Below are 23,446 nucleotides of genomic sequence, written 5' to 3' on the forward strand. Positions count from 1 at the left end.
AAGCTCTGACCGGCCGGACCGGGACGGGTCCCCGGCGCGGCGCGCCCGCGCCGGGGACCGCTCTCGCGTGTCCACCGGATCCCGCCGACGAGCGAACGCGAGCTTGGAGAACCCAATGGAAAGCCGATGTGAGCCGATCGCGGTCATCGGAATGGGGTGCCGTTTCGCATCCGGCATAGACACCCCCGACTCGCTGTGGCGTTTTCTCATCGAACGCGGTGACGCATCGGGAACGGCACCGGAAGGTCGCTGGTCCCCTTATCACCGCATAAGTCCGGAAAACTCCGCCGTACTGCGGGCGACCACTGCCCGCGGCTCCTTCATTCCCGACATCGCGGGATTCGACGCGGATTTCTTTGGGATATCCCCACGCGAGGCCCGGCTGATGGACCCGCAGCAGCGGATGACACTTGAGGTCGCCTGGGAGGCCCTGGAACACGCGGGCATCCCGCCGCACTCCCTCACCGGCTCCGACACGGGCGTCTTCACCGGCGTCAGCGCCGACGACTACGGCCGGCGGCTGCTTTCCGACCTGCCCCGGATCGAGGCGTGGACCGGCATCGGAGCCGCCCCGTGCGGGGTGGCCAACCGCGTCTCCCATGCCCTCGACCTGCGCGGCCCCAGCGTGGCCGTGGACACCGCCTGCTCGGCCTCGCTGGTGGCGATCCACCAGGCGTGCCAGAGCCTGCGGCTCGGCGAGATCCCGCTGGCGCTGGCCGGTGGCGTGATGCTGATGGCCGGCCCCGAGCTGAGCGTGGTGCTCGACGCCGCCGGCGCGATCTCCCCGGACGGGCGGTCGCGGGCCTTCGACGCCGCGGCGACGGGTTACGGGCGCGGCGAGGGTTGCGGCGTCGTCGTCCTCAAGCTCCTGCGCGACGCCGTCGCCGACCGCGACCGGGTGCTCGCGCTGATCACCGGGAGCGCGGTTCTGCAGGACGGCAGGACCCCGGGCATCATGGCCCCCAGCCGCGAGGCCCAGGAGCACCTGCTGCGCCGGGCGTACCGGGCGGCGGGCGTCGACCCGGCAGACGTCGGCTACGTCGAGGCCCACGGCACCGGGACCCGCGTGGGCGATCCGGTGGAGGCCGGCGCCCTGGCGGCGGTGCTGGGCGCCGGACGCCCCGCCGGCCGCCCCTGCCTCATCGGCTCGCTCAAGCCCAACATCGGCCATCTGGAGGCGGCATCGGGCGTCGCGGGCCTGATCAAGGCCGTGCTGTGCCTGGGACACGGGCTCATCCCGCCGACGCCGACCACCGCCGGGCCCACCCCGGCGATCCCCTGGGAGAGCTCCGGCCTGCGGCTGGTCACCGAGACGACCGGGTGGCCGGGCACCGGGCGCCCCCGGCGGGCGGGGGTCTCGGGCTTCGGGTACGGCGGCACGATCGCCCACCTCGTCCTCCAGGAGGCCCCGCCCGCCCCCGCCCCGGCCCCGGCGGACGATGCGGACGACGTGGACGACGTGGACGACGTGGACGACGCGGCGGTCCGGCCGTACCCGCTGTCCGGCGCCACCGACGAGGCCCTGCGGGCCAACGCCGCCCGGCTGGCCGACCGGCTGTCGGGGCGCGAGGACCCGCCGCTCGCCGCGGTGGTCTCCACCCTCGCCCGCCGCCGTACCCACCTGGCCCGCCGCGCCGTCGTCGTCGCGGCCGGACGGGCCGAGCTGGTCGAGCGGCTGCGCTCCCTGGCGGCGGGCGACCCGGCCGCCGTGACCGGCCACGCACCTCCGGAACCCGTACGGCCCGCCCCCGCGACCGGCCATGCCGCACCGGAGTCCGTACGGCCCGGTCCGCACGCGGACGCCGGGCCGGTACGGCGCGACCCGGTGTGGGTGTTCTCCGGGCACGGGGCGCAGTGGGCGGGCATGGGCGCGGACCTGCTCGCCGACGAGCCGGCGTTCGCCGCCACGCTGGACCGCCTGGAGCCGGTGTACCGCGAGGAACTCGGCCTCTCCCCCGCCGACGCGTTGCGCGCCGCCGACCTGGGCGGGACGGACCGGGTCCAGGCGCTGACCTACGCGCTGCAGACCGGGCTGGCCGCCGTCTGGCGGTCGTACGGCGTGCGGCCCGGCGCCGTCATCGGGCACTCCGTCGGCGAGATCGCGGCCGCGGTGGCCGCCGGGGTCCTGACCGAGTCCGACGGCGCGCGCCTGGCCTGCCGCCGCTCCCGGCTGTTGCGCCGGGTCGCGGGGGCCGGGGCGATGGTGATGGTCGGCCTGTCCCCCGAGGAGACGGCCGCCCTGCTCGCCGGGGACGGAGCCGGCGACGAAGCCAGGGACGGGGACGGGGACGGGGACGGAGACGGAGACGGAGACGGAGACAGGGCCGGGGACGGGGAGCTGTGCGCGGCGGTGTGGGCCTCGCCGTACTCCACCGTCGTGGCCGGTGACCGGGAGGCGGTGGAGCGGGCGGTCCGCCGCTGGCGCGCCCGGGGGATCGCCGTCCGCGAGGTCGCCTCCGACGTGGCCTTCCACAGCCGCCACATGGACCCCCTGCGCGCCGACCTCGCCGCCGCGGTCAAGGACCTCCCGGCGGGCCCGGCCCGGGTCCCCCTCTACACGACCGCCCTGGCCGATCCGCGGGACCCGGCCGAGCGCGACGCGGCGTACTGGGCGCGTAACCTCCGCGAACCCGTCCGCTTCGCCGCGGCGGTGGGCGCCGCCGCGGAGGACGGCCACCGGGCCTTTCTGGAGGTCTCGGCGCACCCGGTCGTGAGCCACTCGATCGGGGAGGTCCTCGACGCCGCCGGGGTGACGGGCGCCGTCGTCACGCACAGCCTGCGGCGCGACCGGCCCGGACGGCGCGCGCTCCTCGGCGGCCTGGCCGTCCTGCACGGCGGTGGCGTGCCCGTCGACTGGCGGGCCCTCTGCCCCGGCGACGACCTGGTGGACCTGCCGAGATACGCCTGGCGGCACCGGACGCACTGGGTGGGCGACCCGCCCGCGGCGGCCGGTGGCCCCGGCCATGACCCGGACCGTCACACGCTGCTGGGCGGCCGGGAGACGGTGCACGGCACCTCCCCGGCGTACCTGTGGCGCACCCGGCTCCGGCACGGCAACCGCCCCTACCCCGGGGAGCACCCCGTGCGGGGGACCGAGGTGGTGCCGGCGGCCGTGCTGTTGAACACGCTGTTCACCGCGGCCGGAGAGGTCTTCGGGGGGACGCCGGCGCTGGCCGGGGTGTCGCTGCGGGTGCCCCTGTCCCCCGCCGTTCCCCGGGAGGTCCAGGTGGTCTGCCAGGACAGGACGCTGCGGCTGTCCTCCCGGCTGCTCCGCGACCCCGCCGCGTCGCCCCCCGGCACGGACGGGCTCCGTCCCGGTACGAACGGGTTCCCGCCTGGCGTGGGCGGTTCCCGCTTCGGCGCGGACGGGCCGGGCGGACGAGGGGAGGCGGCCGACGAGTGGCTCACCCACACGACGGCGGTCGTCGTCCCCCCGGGCGACGAGATCCCCGAGCCATCGTCCCCACCCGGCCGCCGGGAGGCGGGCCCCGGAGACGGCGGGCGTCCCGGGCATCCGCGCGTCGCGGCCTCCGGCGGTCTTACCGATGTCGCCGCCCGCGAGCGATCGGCGCCGGCCGCCGCTCCCGCGCCGGAAGGGCCGGCCGAGACCGGGGAGCCGCTCGACCCGGGTTTCGTGGTCGACCGGCTCGCCTCGGTCGGGGTGGCGTCGATGGGCCTCCCCTGGCGGATCGAGGAGTTGCGCCGGACCGGCGGCACGCTCACCGCGACGGTCACCGTCGCTCCCGAGGAGCCGCGGCGGACCGGTGACGCGCTCACCACGACGCTCGCCACCGCTCCTGAGGAGCCGCGGCGGACCGGTGACGCGCTCACCGCGGCGGTCGCCGCCCCTCCCGGAGCGACCCCGTACTCCCCCACCTGGGCCGGTGTCCTGGACGCCGCCTTCTCCGTCGCCTCGGTGGCCCTTCCCGGTCCGGCGCGCCTGCGGATGCCGGCCCACGTGGGCCACGCGGTCCTGACCGGTGAGCCGCCGTCCCGCGCGGTGATCGAGGTACGGCCGGCCGGCGCGGATCTCGCGCCCGGTCACGGCGTCGACGCCGCGCCCGCCGCCGATCCCGGCGCCGCGGCCGTCATCGGCGCGGTCACCAGTGCCGTCGTCGACGTCGGGATCATCGACGAGCGGGGCGTCCCCGTCGCCCGGCTGCTCGGGCTGCGGTTCGGCGAGCCGGACGCCGGCCCGTACCCCGGTCCCCACGGCGACGCGGAGGACGCGGGCGGCGCGGGCGACCCGGCGGGCCTCGTCCACGAGGTGGCCTGGCTTCCCCTGGAGGTCACCGACCGGGGACTGCCGCGCACCGTGCTCCTGGCCGGCGCCGATCCCGCCCTCCGCGAGGCGCTGGACGCCTGCCTGTCCGGCGCCGGGTCGTCCCTGGAGGTCGCCGCCGATCCGGACGACCTCGTACGGCGGGCCGGGCGGCTCTCCGCCGCCGACGCGGTGGTCCTCGCGCCGTCCCTGTCACCGTCCGCGTCGCCGTACGGCCTCGATCCGGCCGCGTGGTCGTACGGTTCCGGTCCGGTCGCGTCGCCGTACGGTCCCGGCCGGTCCGCGTCGTGCGGTCTCGATCCGGCCGAGGCGGCGGCGCGCCACGCGCTGCTCCTCACCGGGACGGCGCGGCTGCTGGCCGCGACGGTGCCCGTCGGGGGCCCGCGCCTGTGGTGCGTCACCCGCGGCGCGCGCGAGGCGCGGGACGAGGCGGCGCTGGCGCAGACGTCCCTGTGGGGCCTGGGCAGAGTGATCGCGGGCGAGCACCCCGACCTGTGGGGCGGCCTCGCCGACCTGCCCGCGGAGCCCGGAAGGAACGACGTCGCGACCCTCGCCCGGCTGCTGGGCGGCCGGTGGGACGAGGACGTCATCGGCGTCGACCGCGGTACGGCCACCACCACGCGGCTCGTCCCCGCCGCCCCGGCCGGCGCGGCCTCCGGCGTCCGGTGCCGGGCTGACGGCACCTACGTCGTCACCGGCGGGACGGGGGCGCTCGGGCTGCGGGTGGCCCGGCGGCTGGCCGAGCGGGGCGCCCGGCGGCTGGTGCTCGTCGGCCGCGCCCCCCTGCCGCCGCGCGGGCGGTGGGACGGCGACGGCCACCCCGCCGTCGCGGTGATCCGCTCGCTGGAGGCGACGGGGGTGACGATCCGGACGATCGCCGCCGACGTCGCCGACCACGACTGGATGGCCGACCTCCTCGCGCCCGACGCGCTCGGCATGCCCGCCGTACGGGGGGTCGTGCACGCCGCCGGGGTCGTCGACGACCGGCTGCTGCGCGACCTCGACGGCCCGGCGATCCGGGCGGCCATGCGGCCGAAGGTCGCCGGGGCGCTGACCCTGCACGACCTCTACCCGCCCGGCAGCCTGGACTTCCTGGTGCTGTTCTCCTCCGCCGGACAGCTGCTGCGGCTGCCGGGGCAGGGCGCGTACGCGGCGGCGAACGCCTTCCTCGACGGCCTCGCCCGGCACCGGCGGTGCCGGGGCGCCCGCGACACCGTCTCCGTGGCGTGGACGAGCTGGCACGGGCTCGGCATGTCCGTGTCGTCCGCGGTCACCGACGCCGAGCTGCGCGTCCGGGGGACCGCGGGCATCACGGCCGGGGAGGCGCTGCGGGCGTGGGACCACGCCGGCCCGCGCGCGGCGGGCAACCTGGCGGTGCTGCGCGTCCTGCCCGGCGGGGCACGCGCCGGCCGTCCCCGCGTCCTGGCGGCGATCCCCGACGCCACCGCGTCCGACGCGACCGGCCCCGCGGGCGCGGCGGCGAACGGTTCCGGAGCCGGAACCGGAGCCGAGCTCTCCTGGAGGGACCTCGATGGTCCCGAACTGCGCGCGTTCCTGCTGGCGGAGACGGACCGGGCCGCCGCCGAGACCCTGCGCGCCGAGCCCGGCGCGCTGGACCCGCACCGGCCGCTCGCCGAGCTGGGCGTCGACTCCCTCCTGGCGACGCTGCTGCGGTCCAGGCTCCAGGAGCGGCTGGGGCTCACCCTGCCCGCCACGCTGCTGTGGAACCGGCCCGCGATCTCCGACATCGCCGACTACCTGGCCGAACTGCGCGCGGCCGACTCTTCCCTCCCTAGGAGCGCAACATGATCACCGGACCCGATGTCCGCCTCTTCGCGGACGACCCGATGGAGTTCTTCGGCGGCTCGCGCCACGCCATGCACACCATGCCCCCGCACGACCTCGCCGCCCTCCAGCTCGCGGCGCTGCGGCTGCGCTTCGCCGAGCTGCGCGACCGGCTGCCGGTGCTCCGCGCGATGGCCGACGAGCAGGGCATCGACGGGATCACCCGGCTCGACGACGCGGCCCCGCTGCTGTTCCCGCACACGATCTACAAGTCGTATCCGGCGTCGCTGCTGCTGGAGGGCAGGTTCGACCGGCTGACGACCTGGCTGTCGCGGCTCGTCACCGTCGACCTGTCCGGCCTCGACGTCTCCGGGTGCGACTCCATCGACGGGTGGCTCGACCTGCTGGACGGCCGGACCGAGCTGCGCCTGGCCCATTCCTCCGGCACCTCGGGCACGATGTCGTTCATCCCGCACACGCGCGAGCAGTACACCAGGCTCTACGACATCGTGCGACTGGAGGTCCTCCCCGGCCCGGAGCGGAGCGGGGAGCGGCTCGACGTCGTCTGGCCCGGGTTCCGCACCGGCCGCAGCGGCATCGACCGGCACGCCGCCGCCATGGCGGAGCGGATCGCGGGCTCGCCGGACCGGTTCCACAGCGCCCATCCGGGGCCGCTCAGCGCCGACGTGATGTTCCTCGCCGCCCGGCTGCGGGCCGCGGCCGCCCGGGGCGAGGCCGGCCGCATGGAGATCCCGGCGACGCTCCGGGAGCGCCGCGCGGAGTTCGAGGAGGCGCAGCGGGCCGCCGCGGCCGGGATGGGCCGGTACGTCGAGGAGCTGGCCGAGCGCCTCGCCGGGCGGCGGGTCGTCTCGCTCAGCCTCTGGGCCACCTACCACGAGATGGCCACGGCCGGTCTCGCCCGCGGCATCGAGGGCGTCTTCGCCCCGGACTCGGTGATCTTCCCGGGCGGCGGCGCGAAGGGCACGGCCCTGCCCGCCGACTGGGCGAGGGGCGTCGAGCGGTTCGCCGGGGTGCCGGCCCTGCGGTACTGCTACGCGATGGCGGAGGTCATCGCGCTCAACCTGATCTGCCCGCGCGGCCGCTACCACATCGAGCCGTGGGTGGTCCTGTACGTCCTGGACCCCGACACCGGGGCCCCGCTGCCCCGCGAGGGGACGCGGACCGGCCGGGCCGCGTTCTTCGACCTGCTGGCCGACGTCTGCTGGGGCGGTTTCGTCTCCGGCGACGAGGTCACCGTCGACTGGTCGCCGTGCGGCTGCGGGCGCACCACCCCCCACCTGGCCACGGACATCGGCCGCTACAGCGACCGGCGGGGAGACGACAAGATCACCTGTGCGGCGACCCCGGAGGCGCTCAACGACGCGCTGGACTTCCTCAACGGGGCGCTGCTCTGATGGGCGCGCCGACGATCCCGGCGTTCGTCCGGGGCGAGACGGTCTGGGACGACCCCGTCGCCTTCGGCGGGACCGGCGAGGCGTGCGCGTTCCGCGCGCCCGACCCGGTGGCCCTGCTGGACCGGCTGCCGCTGACCGACCCGCTGCGCATGCGCGACCTGGCCGAGGTCACCACCTCCGACGTCGTGGACTACCTCGCCGAGCTGGGGCCGCGGCTCCGCCTCTCGGTGAACGGCTTCCTGCGGGAGGCGCTGGAGCACTCGACGGCGTGGTCCGACATGACGCCGCCTGTCCTGGCGGCCTGCTACGAGCAGCTCCCGTCGCTGTTCACGCCCGAGGCCGTCCGCGCGGTCGCCGAGGGGACGGTGGGCTCCCGGTTCCTGGACGGCTGGCAGGAGGTGGCCTCGCCCGGCGGCGGGACCGCGGCGGTGCGGGCCGTCGGGGCCCGCGCCGTGCACATCATCGCGGGCAACAACCCGATCATCGCGGCCATCACGATCATCCGGAACGCCCTCGTGCGCGGCGACGCCGTGATCAAGACCCCGGCCAACGATCCGCTCACCGCGGTGGCCGTCGCCCGGACGATGGCGGAGACGGCGCCCGGCCATCCGCTCACCCGGCACCTGGCCGTCGCCTACTGGAAGGGCGGCGGCGCCGCCGTCGAGGACCGCCTCTACCAGCCCGGCAACATCGACAAGATCGTGGCGTGGGGCGGGCTCGCGTCCGTCCGGCACGTCACCCGCTACATCCAGCCGGGCGTGGAGCTGGTCACCCTCGACCCGAAGCTCAGCGCCACGATCGTCGGCGCGGAGGCGTTCGCCGACGAGGCGAGCATGGCCGAGACGGCCCGGCTGGCCGCCGTGGACGTCGGCGCGCTGAACCAGCTCGGCTGCTTCAACGCCCGCGTCGTCCACGTCGTCACCGGCCTCGACGCCGCGGGCCTGGAGCGCGCCGAGCGCTGGGGGGAGCTGCTCCACCGGGAGATCCTGCGGCTGCCCGCCGCAGTGAGCACCCCGGCCCGGTGGTTCGACCCGGAGCTGCGGGCGTCGTTGCGGGCGTTGCGGACCAGCCCCGACTGGTACCGCGTCATCGGCGGCCACGACGACGAGGGGGCGGTGGTCGTCTCCCGGGTGGCCGAGCCGGTCGACTTCCACACCGCCCTGTCGGGCCGGGTGGCCAACGTCGTGCCGGTGGCCTCGCCGCGGGACGCGCTGAAGGCCATGAACGCCTACACCCAGACGGTCGGCGTCTACCCCGAGTCGCTCAAGCGGCGGCTGCGCGACCTCCTCCCCCTGTACGGCGTGCAGCGCCTGGTCTCGCTCGGCTACGCCACCCGCTTCCGGCCGGACGTGCCCCAGGACGCCATGGAGCCGGTCCGCCGCATGGTCAAGTGGATCGTCGACGAGAGCTGCTCCCCCGGCGACGTCCACCCCCTCGGTCACCTGGACCGGCGGGCGGAACCCTGGGGGCGGTCATGACGGGCACGCGCGGCGTCCAGGCGACGGTGAACGGGCCGGGGAACGGGCCGGGGAGCGGCGGCCCGACGGCCGGGGACGCGGCGGACGGGGCTCCGGGGAGCGGCGGGCCGGTGGACGACGACCGGCGGGCCGCCGAACGGAGGGCCGCCGAACGGCTGACCGCCGACTTCGACCACCACGACCCCGAGCTCACGCCCGACCTGGCGTGCCTGGTCCACCGGGAGATCCGGGAGACGACGCCGGTCGCGTACTCCCGCGCCCACGGCGGAATGTGGATCCTGTCCCGCTATGACGACGTCCGCGCCGCGCTCCGGGACCACGATACGTTCAGCTCGGCCTCCGGGGTCTTCTTCCCGCGCGCCGAGGGCACCCCGCCGTTCGCGCCCCTGGAGTACGACCCGCCGGAGCACACCCGCTTCCGCGCCCTGATGAAGCCTCCGCTGCTGCTGCCCGAGGCCCGGCGGCTGACGCCGGAGATCGCCGTCCTGGTCGCCCACGCCGTACGGCCCGTCGTCGCACGGGGCGGTGGGGACCTGGTGCGCGAGCTCGCCGTACCTCTGCCGCTGGCGGTGGTGTCGCTCGCCGTCGGCTTCTCGGCGGACGCGCGCGACCGCATCCGCGACCTGACCAGCAACACCTGGGCGCGGATGCCCAGGGACGGCGACGCGGGCGGCTTCTGGCCGGCGTTCGCCGAGCTGTTCCAGTCGGAGATCCGCCGGGCCCGCGCCCGGTCCGGCGGCGACCACCTGTCCGTCCTGGTCCGCGAGGAGATCGACGGCCGCCCGGTCACCGACGCCGAGCTGCACGTCATGCTGGTCGCCTACGCCATCGCCGGCCACGAGACCTCCATGAACACCCTGGCGCACCTGCTGCGGCACCTGGCGGCGCACCCCGGCCTGCAGGACCGGCTGCGCGCCGAGCCGCACCTGATGCCCGCGGCGGTGGAGGAGGCGCTGCGGCTGTGGACGCCGGTCGACCACGGCACCCGGCTGACCACGAGGGACGTCGAGGTCGGCGGGGTCGTCATCCCGCGCGGGTCGCGGGTCGTCCTGCTGACCGGCGCGGCCAACCGCGACCCGCGGGCCTTCCCCGAGCCGGAGGAGTTCCGGCTGGACCGGACGCCGAACCGGCACCTGACCTTCGGCCACGGCATCCATTTCTGCCTCGGCGCCCACCTGGCCCGCGTGGAGTTCCTCGCCGTCCTGCGCGAGCTCGCCCGCCACCCGGACTACGAGCTCGCGGGCGAGACCCGCCGCTACTACGAGAACGGCCGGCACATCTGCCTGGACCGGCTGCCGGTACGGTTCCGCCCGGCCAGCCCGGTCGGCACGGCCCGGACGGCCTGAGCCGGCCTGTCCGGGTGTTCCGACGCGGCCACCGGAGCGCCGGCCGGCGCTCCGGTTCCGCCGGGGGGCGCGTCAGGACACGTCCACCCAGTCGAGGGTACGGTTCACCGCCTTCTTCCAGCCGGCGTAGCCCTCGGCCCGCTGCTCGTCGGACCACCGCGGCTCCCAGCGCCGGTCCTCGTTCCAGTTCTGCTTGAGCTCCTCGGTGGACTTCCAGAAGCCGACGGCGAGCCCGGCGGCGTAGGCGGCGCCCAGGGCGGTGGTCTCGGCGACGACCGGCTTGGAGACGGGCACGCCGAGCACGTCGGCCTGGATCTGCATGCACAGGTCGTTGGCGGTGACGCCGCCGTCGACCCGCAGCACGTCCAGGGTGACGCCGGAGTCCTGCCGCATCGCCTCGACCACGTCGCGGCTCTGGTAGCAGATCGCCTCCAGCGTGGCCCGGGCCAGGTGGGCGTTGGTGTTGTACCGCGACAGCCCGACGATCGCGCCGCGGGCGTCGGAACGCCAGTAGGGGGCGAACAGGCCGGAGAACGCCGGCACGAAGTAGATGCCGCCGTTGTCCGGCACCTGGCGGGCCAGCGCCTCGCTCTGCGCCGCCCCGGAGATGACGCCGAGCTGGTCGCGCAGCCACTGCACCGCCGAGCCGGTCACCGCGATCGACCCCTCCAGCGCGTACACCGGCCGCTCGTCGCCGAAGCGGTAGCAGACGGTGGTCAGCAGGCCGTTCTTGGAGCGGACCGGTTCGTGGCCGGTGTTGAGCAGCAGGAAGTTGCCGGTGCCGTAGGTGTTCTTGGCCTCCCCCGGGGAGAAGCAGACCTGACCGACCGTGGCGGCCTGCTGGTCGCCGAGGTCACCGGAGATCCCGACCTCCCCGCCGAACGGGCCGTCGGGCCGGGTCGTGCCGTACAGGCCCGGATGCGAGGAGGGGAGGATCTTCGGCAGCATGGCGCGGGGGATGCCGAAGAACGACAGCAGCTCGTCGTCCCACTCCAGCGTTTCGAGGTCCATGAGCATGGTGCGGCTGGCGTTGGTGGGGTCGGTGACGTGGACGCCGCCGTCGGTGCCGCCGGTGAGGTTCCACAGCAGCCAGGTGTCGGTGTTGCCGAAGATCGCCTCGCCGTCCTCGGCTGCCCGGCGGACCCCGTCGACGTTCTCCAGGATCCACTGGATCTTCCCGCCGGAGAAGTAGGTGGCCGGGGGCAGGCCGGCCTTGCGGCGGATGACGTCGCCGCGGCCGTCGCGGTCCAGGGCCGAGGCGATGCGGTCGGTGCGGGTGTCCTGCCAGACGATCGCGTTGTGGTACGGCCGGCCGGTGCGCCGGTTCCACACCACCGCGGTCTCGCGCTGGTTGGTGATCCCCAGGGCGGCCAGGTCGGAGGCGGACAGGTTCGCCCTGTTGAGGGCCGTCTGGACCACCGAGCGGGTGCGTTCCCAGATCTCCACCGGGTCGTGCTCGACCCAGCCGGCCCGGGGCAGGATCTGCTCGTGTTCGAGCTGGTGGCGGGCGATCTCGTTGCCGCCGTGGTCGAAGATCATGAATCGGGTGCTCGTCGTCCCCTGGTCGACTGCTCCGACGAAGTCAGGCATGAGGGTCGTGTCTCCTTTGGCGCTCAGTTGATCCGCCGGGGCCTCTAAGGTCCGGCGGCTTGCGGGGCGGCTCGCGGAGCGGCTCGCGCGCGGTCTCCCGGCCGGTCTCGTGTACGGTCCCCGGACGGACGTCAGGCGGGTGTCAGGCGGCCTCGCTGTCGGCCGGCACCCGGCCCGCCCCGGGCTCGTCGGCCGGCACCGGCACCCGGCCCGCCTCGGGCTCCTCGCCGGGCGGCAGGAACCGGGCCACCATGATCTGGTAGAGGCCCGCGCCGAGCAACCCTCCGATCAGCGGGCCCACGATCGGCACCCAGAAGTAGAGCCGGCCGTACTGGTCCTGCCAGGCGGTCTCGTAGCCGGTGAGGAAGGAGGCCAGGCGCGGCCCGAAGTCGCGGGCGGGGTTGATGGCGTAGCCGGCGTCGGTGCCCCAGGCCATGCCGATCGCCACCACGATCAGGCCCACCACGAAGGGCGCGAGGTTCGCCGCGGGCGCGGAGTTGCGCAGGTCGGAGACGGCGAGCACGAGCAGGAGCAGGATCGCGGTGCCGATCACCTGGTCGCGGAGGGCGCCCCAGGTGCCCACGGGCAGGGTGCCGTTGCCGGGCAGCGTCGAGAAGACGCCCTGTGTCTTGATGGTCAGTCCCGGGTCGGCGGCGTGCAGCACCTCGGTGTAGTTCCACCGCACGACCAGCGCGGCGACGAACGCGCCCGCGGTCTGCGCCAGCGAGTAGGGGAGCACCTTGCGCCAGGGGAAGCCCTTGAACGCGGCGAGCGCGACGGTGACGGCGGGGTTGAGGTGCGCCCCGCTGATCCGGGCCGCCACGTAGACGCCGAGGGTGACGCCCAGGCCCCAGGCCCAGGCGATGCTGTCGTGGTCGCCGATCCCGCCCGCGACGACCTGGGCGACGACTCCGGTTCCGAACAGGATAAGGATCATGGTTCCCGCGAACTCGGCGGCCAGCTCACCGAGCAGGCCCCGGGCTCTCACAGATTCCGCCACTTCTCCTCCTCATCGTGCCGTGCTGCGGCGCGGGCCGTACCCGGCTCGATGCGGCTACCGGGGGGCCTCGCGGACAGCCATGGAGGAAGGCCGCCGACTCCCGGCGGCCCTCGCACAATTCGGACGTTAAGGTCGTGATGATCAACGGTCAACCGCAATAACAGAGAAATATTCTGGCATTTCTGCGCGTTTCCGCCGTGACGATTTCGCCGGTCGTGACGTGTGCGCCGGGCCGCCACGCCCCCGGTGAGCCGAGTCCGTACCCTTGCCGCGTCCGCCCGGGCATGTAACGGTCGAAGAGAATCCGACCGCGAGTACAGGGGGGTACGTTCCGCATGGAGAAGAGGATGCCGTTCGAGCGGGAGAACCTGCTCGACCTGCCCGACACGTACCGGGAACTGCGCGCCACCGAGCCGGTGGCCCGGATCCGCACCTACGTGGGCGACCCCGCGTGGCTGGTCTCCGGCTACGAGGAGGCCCGGCAGGCCCTCTCCGACCCGCGCCTGGGCCGCTCGTCCCCCGATCCGGAGCGCTCCTCCCGGATCTCGGACTCGGTGCTGTTCGGCGGCCCGCGCGACGAGATCGAGACCGAGAAGTCCCGGCACCAGCGGATGCGCCGGATGCTCACCCCGGCCTTCTCCGCCCGCCGGATGGGCGCCATGCGGCCGCGCGTCCAGGAGCTCGTCGACGGCCTCCTCGACCGCCTGGCCGAGTTGCCGAAGCCGGTCGACCTGCACGAGGGGTTCTCCGTCCCGCTGCCCATCCTGGTGATCTGCGAGCTGCTCGGCGTGCCGTACGAGGACCGCGACCACTTCAGGAAGCTGGCCGACGAGATGGGGATGCTGGGCGACCCGGTGCGGGCCCAGGCGGCGATGGACGCCATGACCGAATACACCGGGGGGATCCTCGCCGAGAAGCGGGCGCGCCCGGCCGAGGACGTCTTCTCCGACCTGGCCACCATGGACGCCTCCGACGAGGAGGCCGCCAAGCTCGCGGGAGGGTTGCTGTTCGCGGGCCACGAGACCACCGTCAGCCGGATCGACTACGGCGTGCTCCTGCTGCTGGCCAACCCCGAGCAGCGGGACGCCCTGGTCGCCGACCCGTCGCTGGCGGACGCGGCGGTGGAGGAGATCCTGCGTCTGGCCGCGCCGAGCGACCACGGCCTGCCCCGCTACGCCCAGGAGCCGGTCACCGTCGGCGGCGTGGCCGTCGAACCCGGTGAGGCGGTGGTCGTCTCCATCCAGTCGGCCAACCGCGACGAGCGGGCCTTCCCGGACCCCGACCGGTTCGACCTGCGCCGCCCCACCGGCGAGCCGCACGTCGGGTTCGGCTACGGCCCGCACTTCTGCATCGGGGCGAGCCTGGCCCGGGTGGAGCTGCGGACGGTGTTCGGCACGCTGTTCCGGCGCTTCCCCACCCTGGCCCTGGCGGTGCCCATGGAGGAGATCCGGGCTCGTCCGAACGCCCTGACCGGCGGCCTCACCGGCCTGCCCGTGACCTGGTAGCCCGGCCGCCCCCGAAAGGGGCGGTCAGGACGGGGAGATCACTCAGGCCAGGGGGATGAAGGAGTCGCGAGCGTGGTCGGCGACGGCGGCGCCGACCACGGTCGCCTCGATCGGCAGCACGTCCATGCACAGCCGGATCGCGTCCACGAACATCGGGCTGGGCACCCGCATGGACAGCGTGCAGTGCGGCACCCAGCGACCGGGCAGATAGACGTCGAAGCCGTCGATCCCGGCCCGGCCGAGCCGTTCGTGCACCGCCGCGTGGTGGGCGAGCAGTTCCGGCGTCGGGATCGGGCCGAGCCAGAGCACCCGGCCCAGGAACTGCCCGACGAAGTCGAAGCGCAGCTCGAACGGCGCCGCCACCCGCATGTCCCGCAGCGCCGCGACGACCGCGGGGCCGTCGAGCCGGGGAGCGCCGATCAGCGAGACGTGGGGACGGTGCCGGCCGCTGAGCAGGTCGCGCATCGACGGCACGCCCGCCCGCGCCAGCGCGTCCCACAGCGTCCTGATCCGTTTCTCGGCGGCGGGATCGAGATAGAGCTCCAGGGCGGCGACCATGAGGGAAGGGTAGGGCCTTTCCCGCGGGCCCCCGTCCCGCCGGGTCCGGCACCCGGGTCAGGGATGCGGGTGCCGGACCGGGCACGGGTGCCGGACCCGGGCCGGGGGCGCCGGGTCCGGCGGCACGGACGCCGGGTCCGGCCGGTCAGAGCAGGAAGCCGGTCGCCCCGTAGGTGACCTCGGACAGGACGGCCTGGCCGCCGGTGTTGGGGTGGAAGTAGTCCCAGGTGCTCAGCTGCGACAGCGTGAAGGGGTAGGAGAAGACGGCGCCGCCGTCGTGCCGGCAGTTGGCCCGCTCGGAGCAGACCCGCGTCAGGACGTTGTTGAAGTCGACGACGCGCTGCCGCACCCGGTCACGCCGGTCGGCGTCGGCCTGGGCGGTGGACAGCGGGTTGGCCAGCATCGACTTGCAGATACCGAAGGCCGACCACGCCGTCCGGGCCGACGAGCTGCCCTTGCCCGCCTCCCACAGCCGCTTGATGTCGGGGATGGTGGCGACGAAGATCGACGCGTTGGGCAGGCCGGTGGCGAGCGTCTGCATCGCCGTACGGAATCTCGCCTCGAAGTCGGCGACCGACGTCATGGTGGACTCCGACGACGTGCAGGCGTCGTTGGCCCCGATGAGGATCGTCACGTAGTCGGCGTTCTGGGAGACGGCCTGCTGGGCCTGGCCGGCCATGTCGGCGACCTTGGCGCCCGTCTTGGCGTCGTTGTAGGCGACGAGAGACGGGTTGGCGGCGCGCAGGCGCAGGTAGTGGCTGTTGACGGACGTGCTGGATCCGGTGGACCACGACCTGGACGCGCAGTCGAGGTAGTAGCCGCAGGCGTTGAAACCGCGGGTGATGGAGTCGCCCATCGAGGCCATGACGCCGGGGGCCTCGGCGGCCTGCGAGGCGTTCGCCAGGGTCAGGGCCGGGATGAACGCGAGCATCACGGCTGTGAGGAGGGTGAGGGCGCGACGGAGGGTGTGCATCTGCTCTCCTGGGGGGTGCTCCCCTGTCGGGGGTCGTGCTCAGAATGTCAGGTCGCCGCCTCGCTTTGACAAGTGGAGATGACAGATCGGTTATCCATTCTTGACTTTCGTCTCCGCGCCGCCCCGAGACCGGGCGGGGCGCCGCGCCCGGCCCGGCGTCCGCGCCGGGAAGCCCCAAGACACGCCCAAGGACGTTTCCGGAGTTATTGGGGTCTCCGGGGCGGCGCGGTGACCTGCGGCGGAGGAGAATGGGAACGGTTGTCCGGGAGTGGACGGGGCGCGAGCGCCCACACGCCGAGAGGACACGGCAATGATCACCATCGACACTCCCCTCTGGGCCGCCCGGTTGCGTGCGCGACGGCGGGCCCACCTGTGGAGCCGGAGAGAGCTCGGGGAACGGGTCGCCGAGGCCGCGGGGGACGCCGGCCGCGACCGCCTGCCCGGCCCGGATGGAATGGCCGGGATGGTCGCCTCCTGGGAGGCCGGGGAGCGGCCGGACGAGATGTGCGCGGAGTGGCTGTGCCGGGCGTTCGACGCCGACGAGACCGGCGAGAGGGGCCTGTTCGGCGGGGAGGCGGCCGGCACGACGCTCTGGCACCACCTGACGGGTGTGCCGCTGATGCCCGAGCGGTTCTCACCCGACGACGAGGAGCGGACCGGCCGGGCGATCGAGGACCCGGCGCGGGCCGACGACCGTACGGTCGCCTACTTCGAGGCCGTGCTCGACGCCTACACCCGCACGGACATGCGCCCCGCGGGCCTGGTCGGCGCCCTGGCCCCGGTCTTCGGCGCGATCCAGGGGCTGCGCCGCGACGCGGGCCCGGCCGTCCGCCGTTCCCTGCTGCGGCTCAGCTCGCAGGACGCCGACCTGGTCAGCCGGATGTACTGCGAGGCCGGCGACCCGGAGGCGGCGCTGGCCTGGTCGGACCGCGCCCTGCGGGCCGCCCGGGAGGCCGGTGACGAGCGGCTGGTGGCGTACGCGCTCGCCCACCGGGCCGGGCTGGAGGAGTCCCGGGGCGATCCCGGGGAGGTGATCGGGCTGGCCGTCGCCGCGCGCGAGCACGTCACCCCGGCCGAGCCGCCGACCGCGACGGCCCGCAGGCACGAGGCGCAGGGGCACGCCATGGCGGGCGAGGAGGACATGTGCCACCGCTGCCTTGAGGAGTGCGCGGAGGAGGCGGCCGCGGGAACGCCGGAGACGCCGGGGGCATCGGCGGCCGGGACGTCCGAGACGCTCGGGGCGTCACGGTCCGGGGTGGAGGGGGCGGCCCGCCCGGAACCCGGGACGCCGGACGACGACCGGCTCCGTCCGATCGAGTACCCCGCCGGGCTGGGCGGCGCGCTGGCCGCCGGCTGCCTCATCGACCTGCACCATCCCGCCGACGCGATCGAGATGCTGGAGCGGGAGCTGCCCGGCGCCCCGGCCGGGTACGTGACGGCGTACGCCATGGCACGCCTGGCCCACGCCTACGCCGACGCGCACGAGGACGAGCGGTCGGCCGCGACGGCCCGCGCGGCGCTCGCGCTGTCGCGGCGGACCGGGGCGACCCGTGCGATGCGGGAACTCCTCCTGATCCGCGGCGAGGCGCCCCGCTGGATGTTCGCGGGCTGACGGCCGGCCGCCGGACGCCCACGGGCCGGCCGCCGCGCTCCGGCACGGAGGAGACCGTAAAGGGACCGCAAAGGAGGCCGCGCATCCCGGCGCGGGGGCGGGCCCGGGGAACGAGCCGCGTCCCGGAGACCCGTGCCCCGCGAACTCAGGCGGGGTCATCGGGGGCCCGGGACGCGCGGAGGATCCCGGCCCGGGCGGCGGCCAGGGCGGCGTCGGCCGCCCGGTCGGCGATCGCCCCGTCCACCGGCTCACCGCTGACGAACAGCCGGTAGTACAGCGGTGCGACGGCGATCCGCACCACCTCGGCGGGGTCGGTGCCCGCCGGCAGCTCGCCGCGCTCGACCGCCCGGGTGACGAGGACGGCCGACTGCTCGTGGCGGCCGGCGAAGAACGCGCGCAGCGCCCGCGCCGTGGGCGCGTTGCGCATGGCGGCCGCGATGAACGCGGTCGAGACCGGCCCCAGCTCCGGATCGGCGAACCCGGCCACCACCAGGCGGGTGAGCGCCCGCAGGTCACCCTGGATCGAGCCGGTGTCGGGGACGGGCCAGGGCTCGCCGCCCGCGAGGTCGAGGGCGTCGGCGGCGAGTCCTTCCACACCGCCCCAGCGCCGGTAGACCGTCGTCTTGTGGACGCCGGCGCGCGCGGCGACGCCCTCCACGGTCAGCCCGTCGAACCCCTTCTCGCCCAGCTCGGCGATGGTCGCCTGCCGTACGGCCTCGCGCACCCGCGCGGCGCGCCCGCCCGGCCGGGTCGTCCCACCGGAATCCACGATCCCTCCCGTTATCCGTTTGCCCGTTCCGCGTCGCGTCGGGCATACTCCATCTTAACGCAACTAGTTGCGTTAAGACCTGCCACAGCGACCAGGGAGGGCAGCAGCAATGGGCATCCCGCCGGACACCGCGACGACCCGTTCATCCCGTCTTCCGGAGGAAAACCCTGTCCACCCAACTCTCCCTTCACGACGTTTCCAAGGCGTACGGCGACCGGCCGGTTCTTGACCACGTCTCCTTCACCGTCCGGCCCGGCGAGCACGCCGGGATCGTCGGGGAGAACGGCTCCGGCAAGTCCACGCTGCTGCGGCTGATCGCCGGCGTCGAGCCCCCGGACGACGGTGAGATCACCGTCGTCGCCGGCGGCGGGATCGGTCACCTCGCCCAGACCCTCGACCTGCCGGACGACCACACCGTCCAGGACGCCGTCGACGCCGCGCTCGCCGACCTGCGCGACATGGAGCGGCGGATGCGCGAGCTGGCCGCCGACCTCACCGGGGACCGGCTGGCCGAGTACGGCGACCTGCTCGACGCCTACGAGGCGCGCGGCGGTTACGAGGCCGACGCCCGCGTCGACAAGTCCATGCACGGCCTCGGGATCGGCCACGTCGGGCGCGACCGGCGGCTGGGCGGCCTGTCCGGCGGCGAGCGGGCCCGCCTCGCCCTGGCCTGCCTGCTGGCGGCCTCCCCGGAGGTCCTGCTGCTCGACGAGCCGACCAACCACCTCGACGCCGCCGCCACGCACTGGCTGGAGGAGCGGCTTCGGTCCCACAGGGGCACGGTGGTCGCCGTGTCGCACGACCGTCTCTTCCTCGACCGGGTGGTCACCGCGATCCTGGAGGTCGAGGACGGCGGGGTGACCCGCTTCGGCGGCGGCTACACCGGTTTCCTGGCGGAGCAGGCCGCGGCCCGGCGGCGCTGGGAGCAGGCGTACGCCGACTGGTGCGAGGAGGTACGGCGGGCCGAGGAGTTCGCCTCCGTCACCGCGCACCGCGTCGCCCACGGCCGGCTCATGCGGGACGCCAACAAGATGGCCTACGACCGCGCCGGCGGGCGGGTGCAGAGCTCGATCGCCGGCCGGGTCCGCCAGGGCGCAGAACGCCTGCGGCGGCTCCACGAGAACGCGGTGCCCAGGCCGCCCGAGCCCCTGCGATTCGGAGGCGTCCCCGCCTCCGGCGCGGCGGGCGGCCCGGTGAGCGGCCCGCCGGACGGTACGGCGGGCGGCACGACAGCCAGCCCGACGGCCGACGCGGCGGGCGGCGCGATCGTCGAGCTGCGGGCCGTACGGGTGGCCGACCGGCTCCACGTCGACTCCCTGACCGTCGGGCCGGGCCGGCGGCTGCTGGTCCACGGCCCGAACGGCGCGGGCAAGTCCACGCTCCTGCGGGTGCTGGCCGGCGTCACCGAGCCCGACGAGGGCACCGCACGGCGCCGCGGCCGGGTCGGCCACCTGCCGCAGGAGTCGTCCTTCGACCGGCCGGAGCGCCCGCTCCTCGCCGCGTTCGCCGAGGGGCGGCCCGGCCACCCCGAGGAGCACCGGGCGCGGCTGCTGTCGATGGGACTGTTCCGGCCCGAGCAGCTCGCGACGCCGGTCGGGGCCCTCTCGGTCGGCCAGCGGCGCCGGCTCGGCCTGGCCCGCCTGCTGACGGAGGAGGCGGACCTGCTGCTGCTGGACGAGCCGGCCAACCACCTGTCGCTCAGGCTCGTCGAGGAGCTGGAGGAGGCGCTCGCCGCCTACCAAGGCGCCCTCGTCCTGGTCTCCCACGACCGGGCGCTGCGCGGCCGGTTCACCGGCGAGGAGATCGAGCTCCGCGACGGCCGTCTCCGCTGAGCGCCGGGCCCCGCCCGCGTGGAAGGCCCTCCATCAGCCGGTCCAGGACGTCGCCGCTGGGCGCCGGGCCCCCGTCCGCGTGGAAGGCCCGTCCTCCCCCGTGGCGAACGCCTCATGACGCGCTCCGACCCACCCCCTGTTCCCCCGAACGAAAGGACCCCCGATGTCATCCGACCAGACCTTCGCCGTGACGGAGATCCGCGTGTCCGGCCCGGACGCCGGGCCGTACGGCATCACCGCCGGACCCGACGGCGCGCTGTGGTTCACCCTGGTCCATCAGGGCCGGATCGGCCGGATCACTCCCGGCGGGGAGCTCACCTCCCATCCGCTCGACCCGGCGTCGGGCGGGCCGACGACCATCACCGCCGGGCCCGACGGCGCGCTGTGGTTCACCGAGTACCGCGGCCACCGGATCGGGCGCCTCACCACCGGCGGGGAGGCCACCGCGTTCCCGCTGCCCACCCCGGAGGCGGGGCCGTTCGGGATCGCGGCGGGGCCCGACGGCGCGCTGTGGTTCACCGAGACCGGCGCCGACCGGATCGGCCGCGTCACGGTGGACGGGGAGATCACCGAGTTCCCGCTGCCGGAACGCGGGACCTTCCCGTCGGCCATCGCCGCCGGACCCGACGACGCCCTGTGGTTCACGATGAACCAGGCGAACGCGATCGGCAGGATCGGCGTGGACGGCGACGTCACCGTCCACCGGCTGCCGTCCGAGGGCGCGGCCCCGGTGGGCATCACCGCCGGGGCGGACGGCGCGATGTGGTTCGTGGAGATCGGAGCGGGTCAGATCGGGCGGATCACCCCGGACGGGCGAATCGAGGAGTTCCCGCTCCCCGACCGCGCCGCCCGCCCGCACGCCATCGTCGCCGGCCCGGACGGGAACTGCTGGTTCACCGAGTGGGGCGCCAACCGCGTCGGCCGGATCACCCCCGGCGGGCGGATCGACGGGTACGACCTGCCGACCCCGTCGTCGGAGCCGCACGGCATCGCGGCCGGGCCGGACGGCGCGCTGTGGGTGGCGCTGGAGATCGGCGCGCTGGCCCGCCTCGCTCCGGAGTCCGCGGGCTGACCGTCCGGCGTACGGGCGGAACCGGGAATTCAGCCCCGAAGCGCGGGTATGGACCCCGAATGAGCATCAACGACGAACTTCACGAGGTTGAAGAGGAAATCGCGCGACTGCGTTCCGAGGCGGCCGACCTGCGCGAGCAGGTGAACGATCTCGGCCCGACCGACGCGGTCGAGCGGTCGGCGCTGATCACCATGGCCGAGCAGCAGGAGTCCCTGGCCGACGACCTGGAGCTCAGACGCGAGGGGCTGAACCGGAAGCTCGGCGAGGCGGGCCAGACGGGGTCGCGGGAGTCCTGATCCGCGGGGACCGGTGGGCCGCCTTCTCCGGGGACATGACGTGACACAACGCAGGCGGTCGGTTACACGCCACCTCGAAGGGTACCCATAACAACGAACCATCATCGGGGGGACGAAATGATCAAAGCTCTGCACAAGATGGGCGTGAAATCCAGCATGATGTACGGGGCCGGGCTCGCGTCCATCGGCCTGTCATTCGCGACGTGGTACGTGTCGCTCTCACAGGAGAAGGCCGGGCTGGACCGGGCCGACCGCTGGGGCATCTTCATCGGCGAATGGGCGCCCACCTTCTTCGCGATGGGCGTCGCGCTGCGGATCGAGGAGACCCACGAGGGCATGGAGCAGGGCCGGGGGCACGGCATGGAGATGACCGAGGGGACCTACGCCGAGGGCATGATGCCCTCGCGCGCCGGGGTCTAGCCCTTCGCGGTCTCCGCGGCGGGGACCGCGCGAAGGTTCGGCTCACGGCGACGACCGCGAGCGGGCCGCGTCCACGGGTGCGGCCCGCTCACGGTCATGACCGTTCGACCACCGCCGGATGCCGGGGGTCGTCGGCGCGGACGACGACGTCGGCGCTCTTCACCGGTCCGGCCTCGTCCTCGTATCGCGCGTAGGCGGGCAACGTCCACCGCAGTCCGGGGTCGGTCCGCCGGGCCAGCGCGCCCGGCGACAGCCACAGGTGCACGGTCAGGTCGAACGGCAGGCCCCGGCCCAGCAGCAGGCCGCCGTCCAGCAGCAGCACCCCGCCCGGCGGCACGGTGACGTACGGCGCGCGTGTGGCCCGGTCGGTGACGCTGTCCCACAGCGTGGGGACGATCCGCCCCGAGGAGCCGGGGCCGAGCGGGCCGAGGACCTCGCGCACCAGGCCCTTGAGGTCGAGCCAGTCGTCGTAGTAGGCGTCCGGGTCGGTACGGCCGTGCTCCAGGCGCAGCGACGCCGGGCGCAGGAAGTCTCGCGCCGACACCCTCATCACCTCCCTGCCGCGCAGGCGGAGCGGGCCGGCCAGCGCGTCGGCGAGATCCTCCGGCCGCGCGGCGGGGGCTCCGTCGAACGCCACCCGGACCCAGGCGTCACGGGGAGCCGCGGCGATCCGGTCGGCGAGTTCCTCCACCAGCAGCGACGGGGTGATGGGCCGTATCCTCACCGGGATATCCTCTCCCACACGCCTGTCCGGAAACTCCCGCGCACCCTCCTGGAAACCCCCGCGCGACCGCCCGGAATCCCCCTCGCCCGCCCGGGGGTCCCCCGCGCCCGGAGACACGCGGCCACCCGGCGACGCACCGCCGACCGGGGACGTACCGTCGGCGGGGTGAAACCGCCGTCCACCGTCCGAGGCCCGGCCAATCGCCATGATCCAGTCAAAGTCGGACGTGATCCCGCTCAAAAATCAGCACATTCGGGTTGTCGAACCGTCACTCGCGGTAACGATCCTGATGGATCGTACCGGCTCGGCCGTGACTGGACGCCGGTCTCCCTGGCGGCGCCGCCCTCTGGCGGAGGCGGCGACGGGAGACCGACGTGACCTTGGCGTCTCACCGTCACCGCGCTCGCGGCCGGCTACTCATGGAGACCGCGAGTCAGGAGAACTTCAATGATCAAGCGTGGCAAACCGACCAAGAACGGACAGGTCAAGCTCACCTTCAGCGTGCCGGCCGACCACGCCGCCGGCGGGATCTCGCTGGTCGGCGACTTCAACGGCTGGGATCCCTACGCCCACCCGATGCAGCGCAGGAACGGCACCTACCAGGTGAGCCTCACCGTCTCATCGGAGAGGCCCATCCGCTTCCGCTACCTCGCCGACGGCGGCGTGTGGTTCGACGACGCCGACGCCGACCACTGTGACGAGCACGGCTGTCAGCTGAACCCGACGGGCCACGAGGACTCCTCCACGGCCCCCTCCCCGGCCTGACACGCCGCGTCCCGGCCGTGCCGG

Annotated in this window: 17 protein-coding genes; 11 read left to right on the forward strand and 6 right to left on the reverse strand. The window is 74.7% G+C overall.

The genetic code is table 11. The features are described from left to right. Positions 1-115: 115 nt before the first annotated feature. The 4 genes from HDA43_RS20470 to HDA43_RS20485 are packed head-to-tail and all read left to right on the forward strand — an operon-like array spanning position 116 to position 10,306. Positions 116-6,091 (forward strand): type I polyketide synthase, encoded by a 5,976-nt coding sequence (locus HDA43_RS20470; protein ID WP_179824134.1) that lies wholly within the window; start codon positions 116-118, stop codon positions 6,089-6,091. Continuing rightward, positions 6,088-7,482, forward strand: coding sequence for a phenylacetate--CoA ligase family protein (locus tag HDA43_RS20475; protein WP_179824136.1), 1,395 nt, complete (start codon positions 6,088-6,090; stop codon positions 7,480-7,482). The genes HDA43_RS20470 and HDA43_RS20475 overlap by 4 nt, the downstream gene beginning before the upstream one ends. Beyond that, on the forward strand, positions 7,482-8,960 hold the full coding sequence (locus HDA43_RS20480; RefSeq protein ID WP_179824138.1) for an acyl-CoA reductase: 1,479 nt from the start codon (positions 7,482-7,484) through the stop codon (positions 8,958-8,960). The genes HDA43_RS20475 and HDA43_RS20480 overlap by 1 nt, the downstream gene beginning before the upstream one ends. Next, the gene (locus HDA43_RS20485) at positions 8,957-10,306 is read left to right on the forward strand and encodes a cytochrome P450 (RefSeq protein ID WP_179824140.1); all 1,350 of its coding nucleotides are present in this window, start codon (positions 8,957-8,959) and stop codon (positions 10,304-10,306) included. Before HDA43_RS20480 ends, HDA43_RS20485 begins: the two co-directional genes overlap by 4 nt. Before the next feature lie 72 nt (positions 10,307-10,378). On the opposite strand, the gene glpK is transcribed toward HDA43_RS20485, so the two are convergent. Together glpK and HDA43_RS20495 are read right to left on the reverse strand one after the other, a co-directional pair. Further along, on the reverse strand, positions 10,379-11,896 hold the full coding sequence (gene glpK, locus HDA43_RS20490; RefSeq protein WP_179824142.1) for a glycerol kinase GlpK: 1,518 nt from the start codon (positions 11,894-11,896) through the stop codon (positions 10,379-10,381). 142 nt (positions 11,897-12,038) lie between these two features. After that, positions 12,039-12,896: an MIP/aquaporin family protein gene (locus HDA43_RS20495; RefSeq protein ID WP_179824144.1), complete on the reverse strand. Its 858-nt coding sequence runs from the start codon at positions 12,894-12,896 to the stop codon at positions 12,039-12,041. 335 nt (positions 12,897-13,231) lie between these two features. Here HDA43_RS20495 and HDA43_RS20500 point away from each other — a divergent pair, with 335 nt between their 5' ends. Next, the gene (locus HDA43_RS20500) at positions 13,232-14,401 is read left to right on the forward strand and encodes a cytochrome P450 (protein WP_179824145.1); all 1,170 of its coding nucleotides are present in this window, start codon (positions 13,232-13,234) and stop codon (positions 14,399-14,401) included. A gap of 42 nt (positions 14,402-14,443) precedes the next feature. Here HDA43_RS20500 and HDA43_RS20505 read toward each other — a convergent pair whose 3' ends face one another. Further along, positions 14,444-14,959 carry a 2'-5' RNA ligase family protein gene (locus tag HDA43_RS20505; RefSeq protein ID WP_179824147.1) on the reverse strand — a complete coding sequence of 172 codons (516 nt, stop codon included), beginning with the start codon at positions 14,957-14,959 and terminating at the stop codon, positions 14,444-14,446. Between the two features lie 145 nt (positions 14,960-15,104). Next, positions 15,105-15,932: an SGNH/GDSL hydrolase family protein gene (locus tag HDA43_RS20510; protein WP_179824150.1), complete on the reverse strand. Its 828-nt coding sequence runs from the start codon at positions 15,930-15,932 to the stop codon at positions 15,105-15,107. A 310-nt stretch (positions 15,933-16,242) separates the two neighbouring features. Here HDA43_RS20510 and HDA43_RS20515 point away from each other — a divergent pair, with 310 nt between their 5' ends. After that, on the forward strand, positions 16,243-17,544 hold the full coding sequence (locus HDA43_RS20515) for a hypothetical protein (protein WP_179824152.1): 1,302 nt from the start codon (positions 16,243-16,245) through the stop codon (positions 17,542-17,544). A gap of 145 nt (positions 17,545-17,689) precedes the next feature. On the opposite strand, the gene HDA43_RS20520 is transcribed toward HDA43_RS20515, so the two are convergent. After that, on the reverse strand, positions 17,690-18,313 hold the full coding sequence (locus tag HDA43_RS20520) for a TetR/AcrR family transcriptional regulator (RefSeq protein ID WP_312873471.1): 624 nt from the start codon (positions 18,311-18,313) through the stop codon (positions 17,690-17,692). Between the two features lie 167 nt (positions 18,314-18,480). On the opposite strand from HDA43_RS20520, the gene HDA43_RS20525 reads away from it, so the two are divergent. The 4 genes from HDA43_RS20525 to HDA43_RS20540 all read left to right on the forward strand — a co-directional run bounded on the left by HDA43_RS20525 (position 18,481) and on the right by HDA43_RS20540 (position 21,933). Next, complete coding sequence (locus HDA43_RS20525; protein ID WP_179826269.1) at positions 18,481-20,145, forward strand: ABC-F family ATP-binding cassette domain-containing protein; 1,665 nt, start codon at positions 18,481-18,483, stop codon at positions 20,143-20,145. Positions 20,146-20,308: 163 nt separating this feature from the next. Then, entirely contained in the window at positions 20,309-21,217 is a 909-nt protein-coding gene (locus HDA43_RS20530) for a Vgb family protein (protein ID WP_179824154.1), read from the forward strand. Positions 21,218-21,276: 59 nt separating this feature from the next. Continuing rightward, positions 21,277-21,513, forward strand: coding sequence for a hypothetical protein (locus tag HDA43_RS20535; protein WP_179824156.1), 237 nt, complete (start codon positions 21,277-21,279; stop codon positions 21,511-21,513). A 117-nt stretch (positions 21,514-21,630) separates the two neighbouring features. Next, positions 21,631-21,933 (forward strand): hypothetical protein, encoded by a 303-nt coding sequence (locus HDA43_RS20540; protein WP_179824158.1) that lies wholly within the window; start codon positions 21,631-21,633, stop codon positions 21,931-21,933. A 94-nt stretch (positions 21,934-22,027) separates the two neighbouring features. Here HDA43_RS20540 and HDA43_RS20545 read toward each other — a convergent pair whose 3' ends face one another. Further along, a complete protein-coding gene (locus tag HDA43_RS20545; protein ID WP_179824160.1) occupies positions 22,028-22,657 on the reverse strand; it encodes a nucleoside/nucleotide kinase family protein in 630 nt (209 codons plus the stop codon). A gap of 447 nt (positions 22,658-23,104) precedes the next feature. Between HDA43_RS20545 and HDA43_RS20550 the strand changes: the two genes are divergently transcribed. Next, entirely contained in the window at positions 23,105-23,422 is a 318-nt protein-coding gene (locus HDA43_RS20550; protein ID WP_179824162.1) for an isoamylase early set domain-containing protein, read from the forward strand. Positions 23,423-23,446: the final 24 nt, after the last annotated feature.

The sequence above is a fragment of the Streptosporangium sandarakinum genome (genome assembly GCF_013409935.1).
Taxonomy (GTDB): Bacteria; Actinomycetota; Actinomycetes; order Streptosporangiales; family Streptosporangiaceae; genus Streptosporangium; species Streptosporangium nondiastaticum.

Bases quoted from the DNA above. Each gene is read 5' to 3' on its own strand.
- HDA43_RS20470 (WP_179824134.1), top strand. From the start codon at position 116: ATGGAAAGCCGATGTGAGCCGATCGCGGTCATCGGAATGGGGTGCCGT.
- HDA43_RS20475 (WP_179824136.1), top strand. From the start codon at position 6,088: ATGATCACCGGACCCGATGTCCGCCTCTTCGCGGACGACCCGATGGAG.
- HDA43_RS20480 (WP_179824138.1), top strand. From the start codon at position 7,482: ATGGGCGCGCCGACGATCCCGGCGTTCGTCCGGGGCGAGACGGTCTGG.
- HDA43_RS20485 (WP_179824140.1), top strand. From the start codon at position 8,957: ATGACGGGCACGCGCGGCGTCCAGGCGACGGTGAACGGGCCGGGGAAC.
- glpK (WP_179824142.1), bottom strand. From the start codon at position 11,896: ATGCCTGACTTCGTCGGAGCAGTCGACCAGGGGACGACGAGCACCCGA.
- HDA43_RS20500 (WP_179824145.1), top strand. From the start codon at position 13,232: ATGGAGAAGAGGATGCCGTTCGAGCGGGAGAACCTGCTCGACCTGCCC.
- HDA43_RS20505 (WP_179824147.1), bottom strand. From the start codon at position 14,959: ATGGTCGCCGCCCTGGAGCTCTATCTCGATCCCGCCGCCGAGAAACGG.
- HDA43_RS20510 (WP_179824150.1), bottom strand. From the start codon at position 15,932: ATGCACACCCTCCGTCGCGCCCTCACCCTCCTCACAGCCGTGATGCTC.
- HDA43_RS20515 (WP_179824152.1), top strand. From the start codon at position 16,243: ATGATCACCATCGACACTCCCCTCTGGGCCGCCCGGTTGCGTGCGCGA.
- HDA43_RS20530 (WP_179824154.1), top strand. From the start codon at position 20,309: ATGTCATCCGACCAGACCTTCGCCGTGACGGAGATCCGCGTGTCCGGC.
- HDA43_RS20535 (WP_179824156.1), top strand. From the start codon at position 21,277: ATGAGCATCAACGACGAACTTCACGAGGTTGAAGAGGAAATCGCGCGA.
- HDA43_RS20540 (WP_179824158.1), top strand. From the start codon at position 21,631: ATGATCAAAGCTCTGCACAAGATGGGCGTGAAATCCAGCATGATGTAC.
- HDA43_RS20550 (WP_179824162.1), top strand. From the start codon at position 23,105: ATGATCAAGCGTGGCAAACCGACCAAGAACGGACAGGTCAAGCTCACC.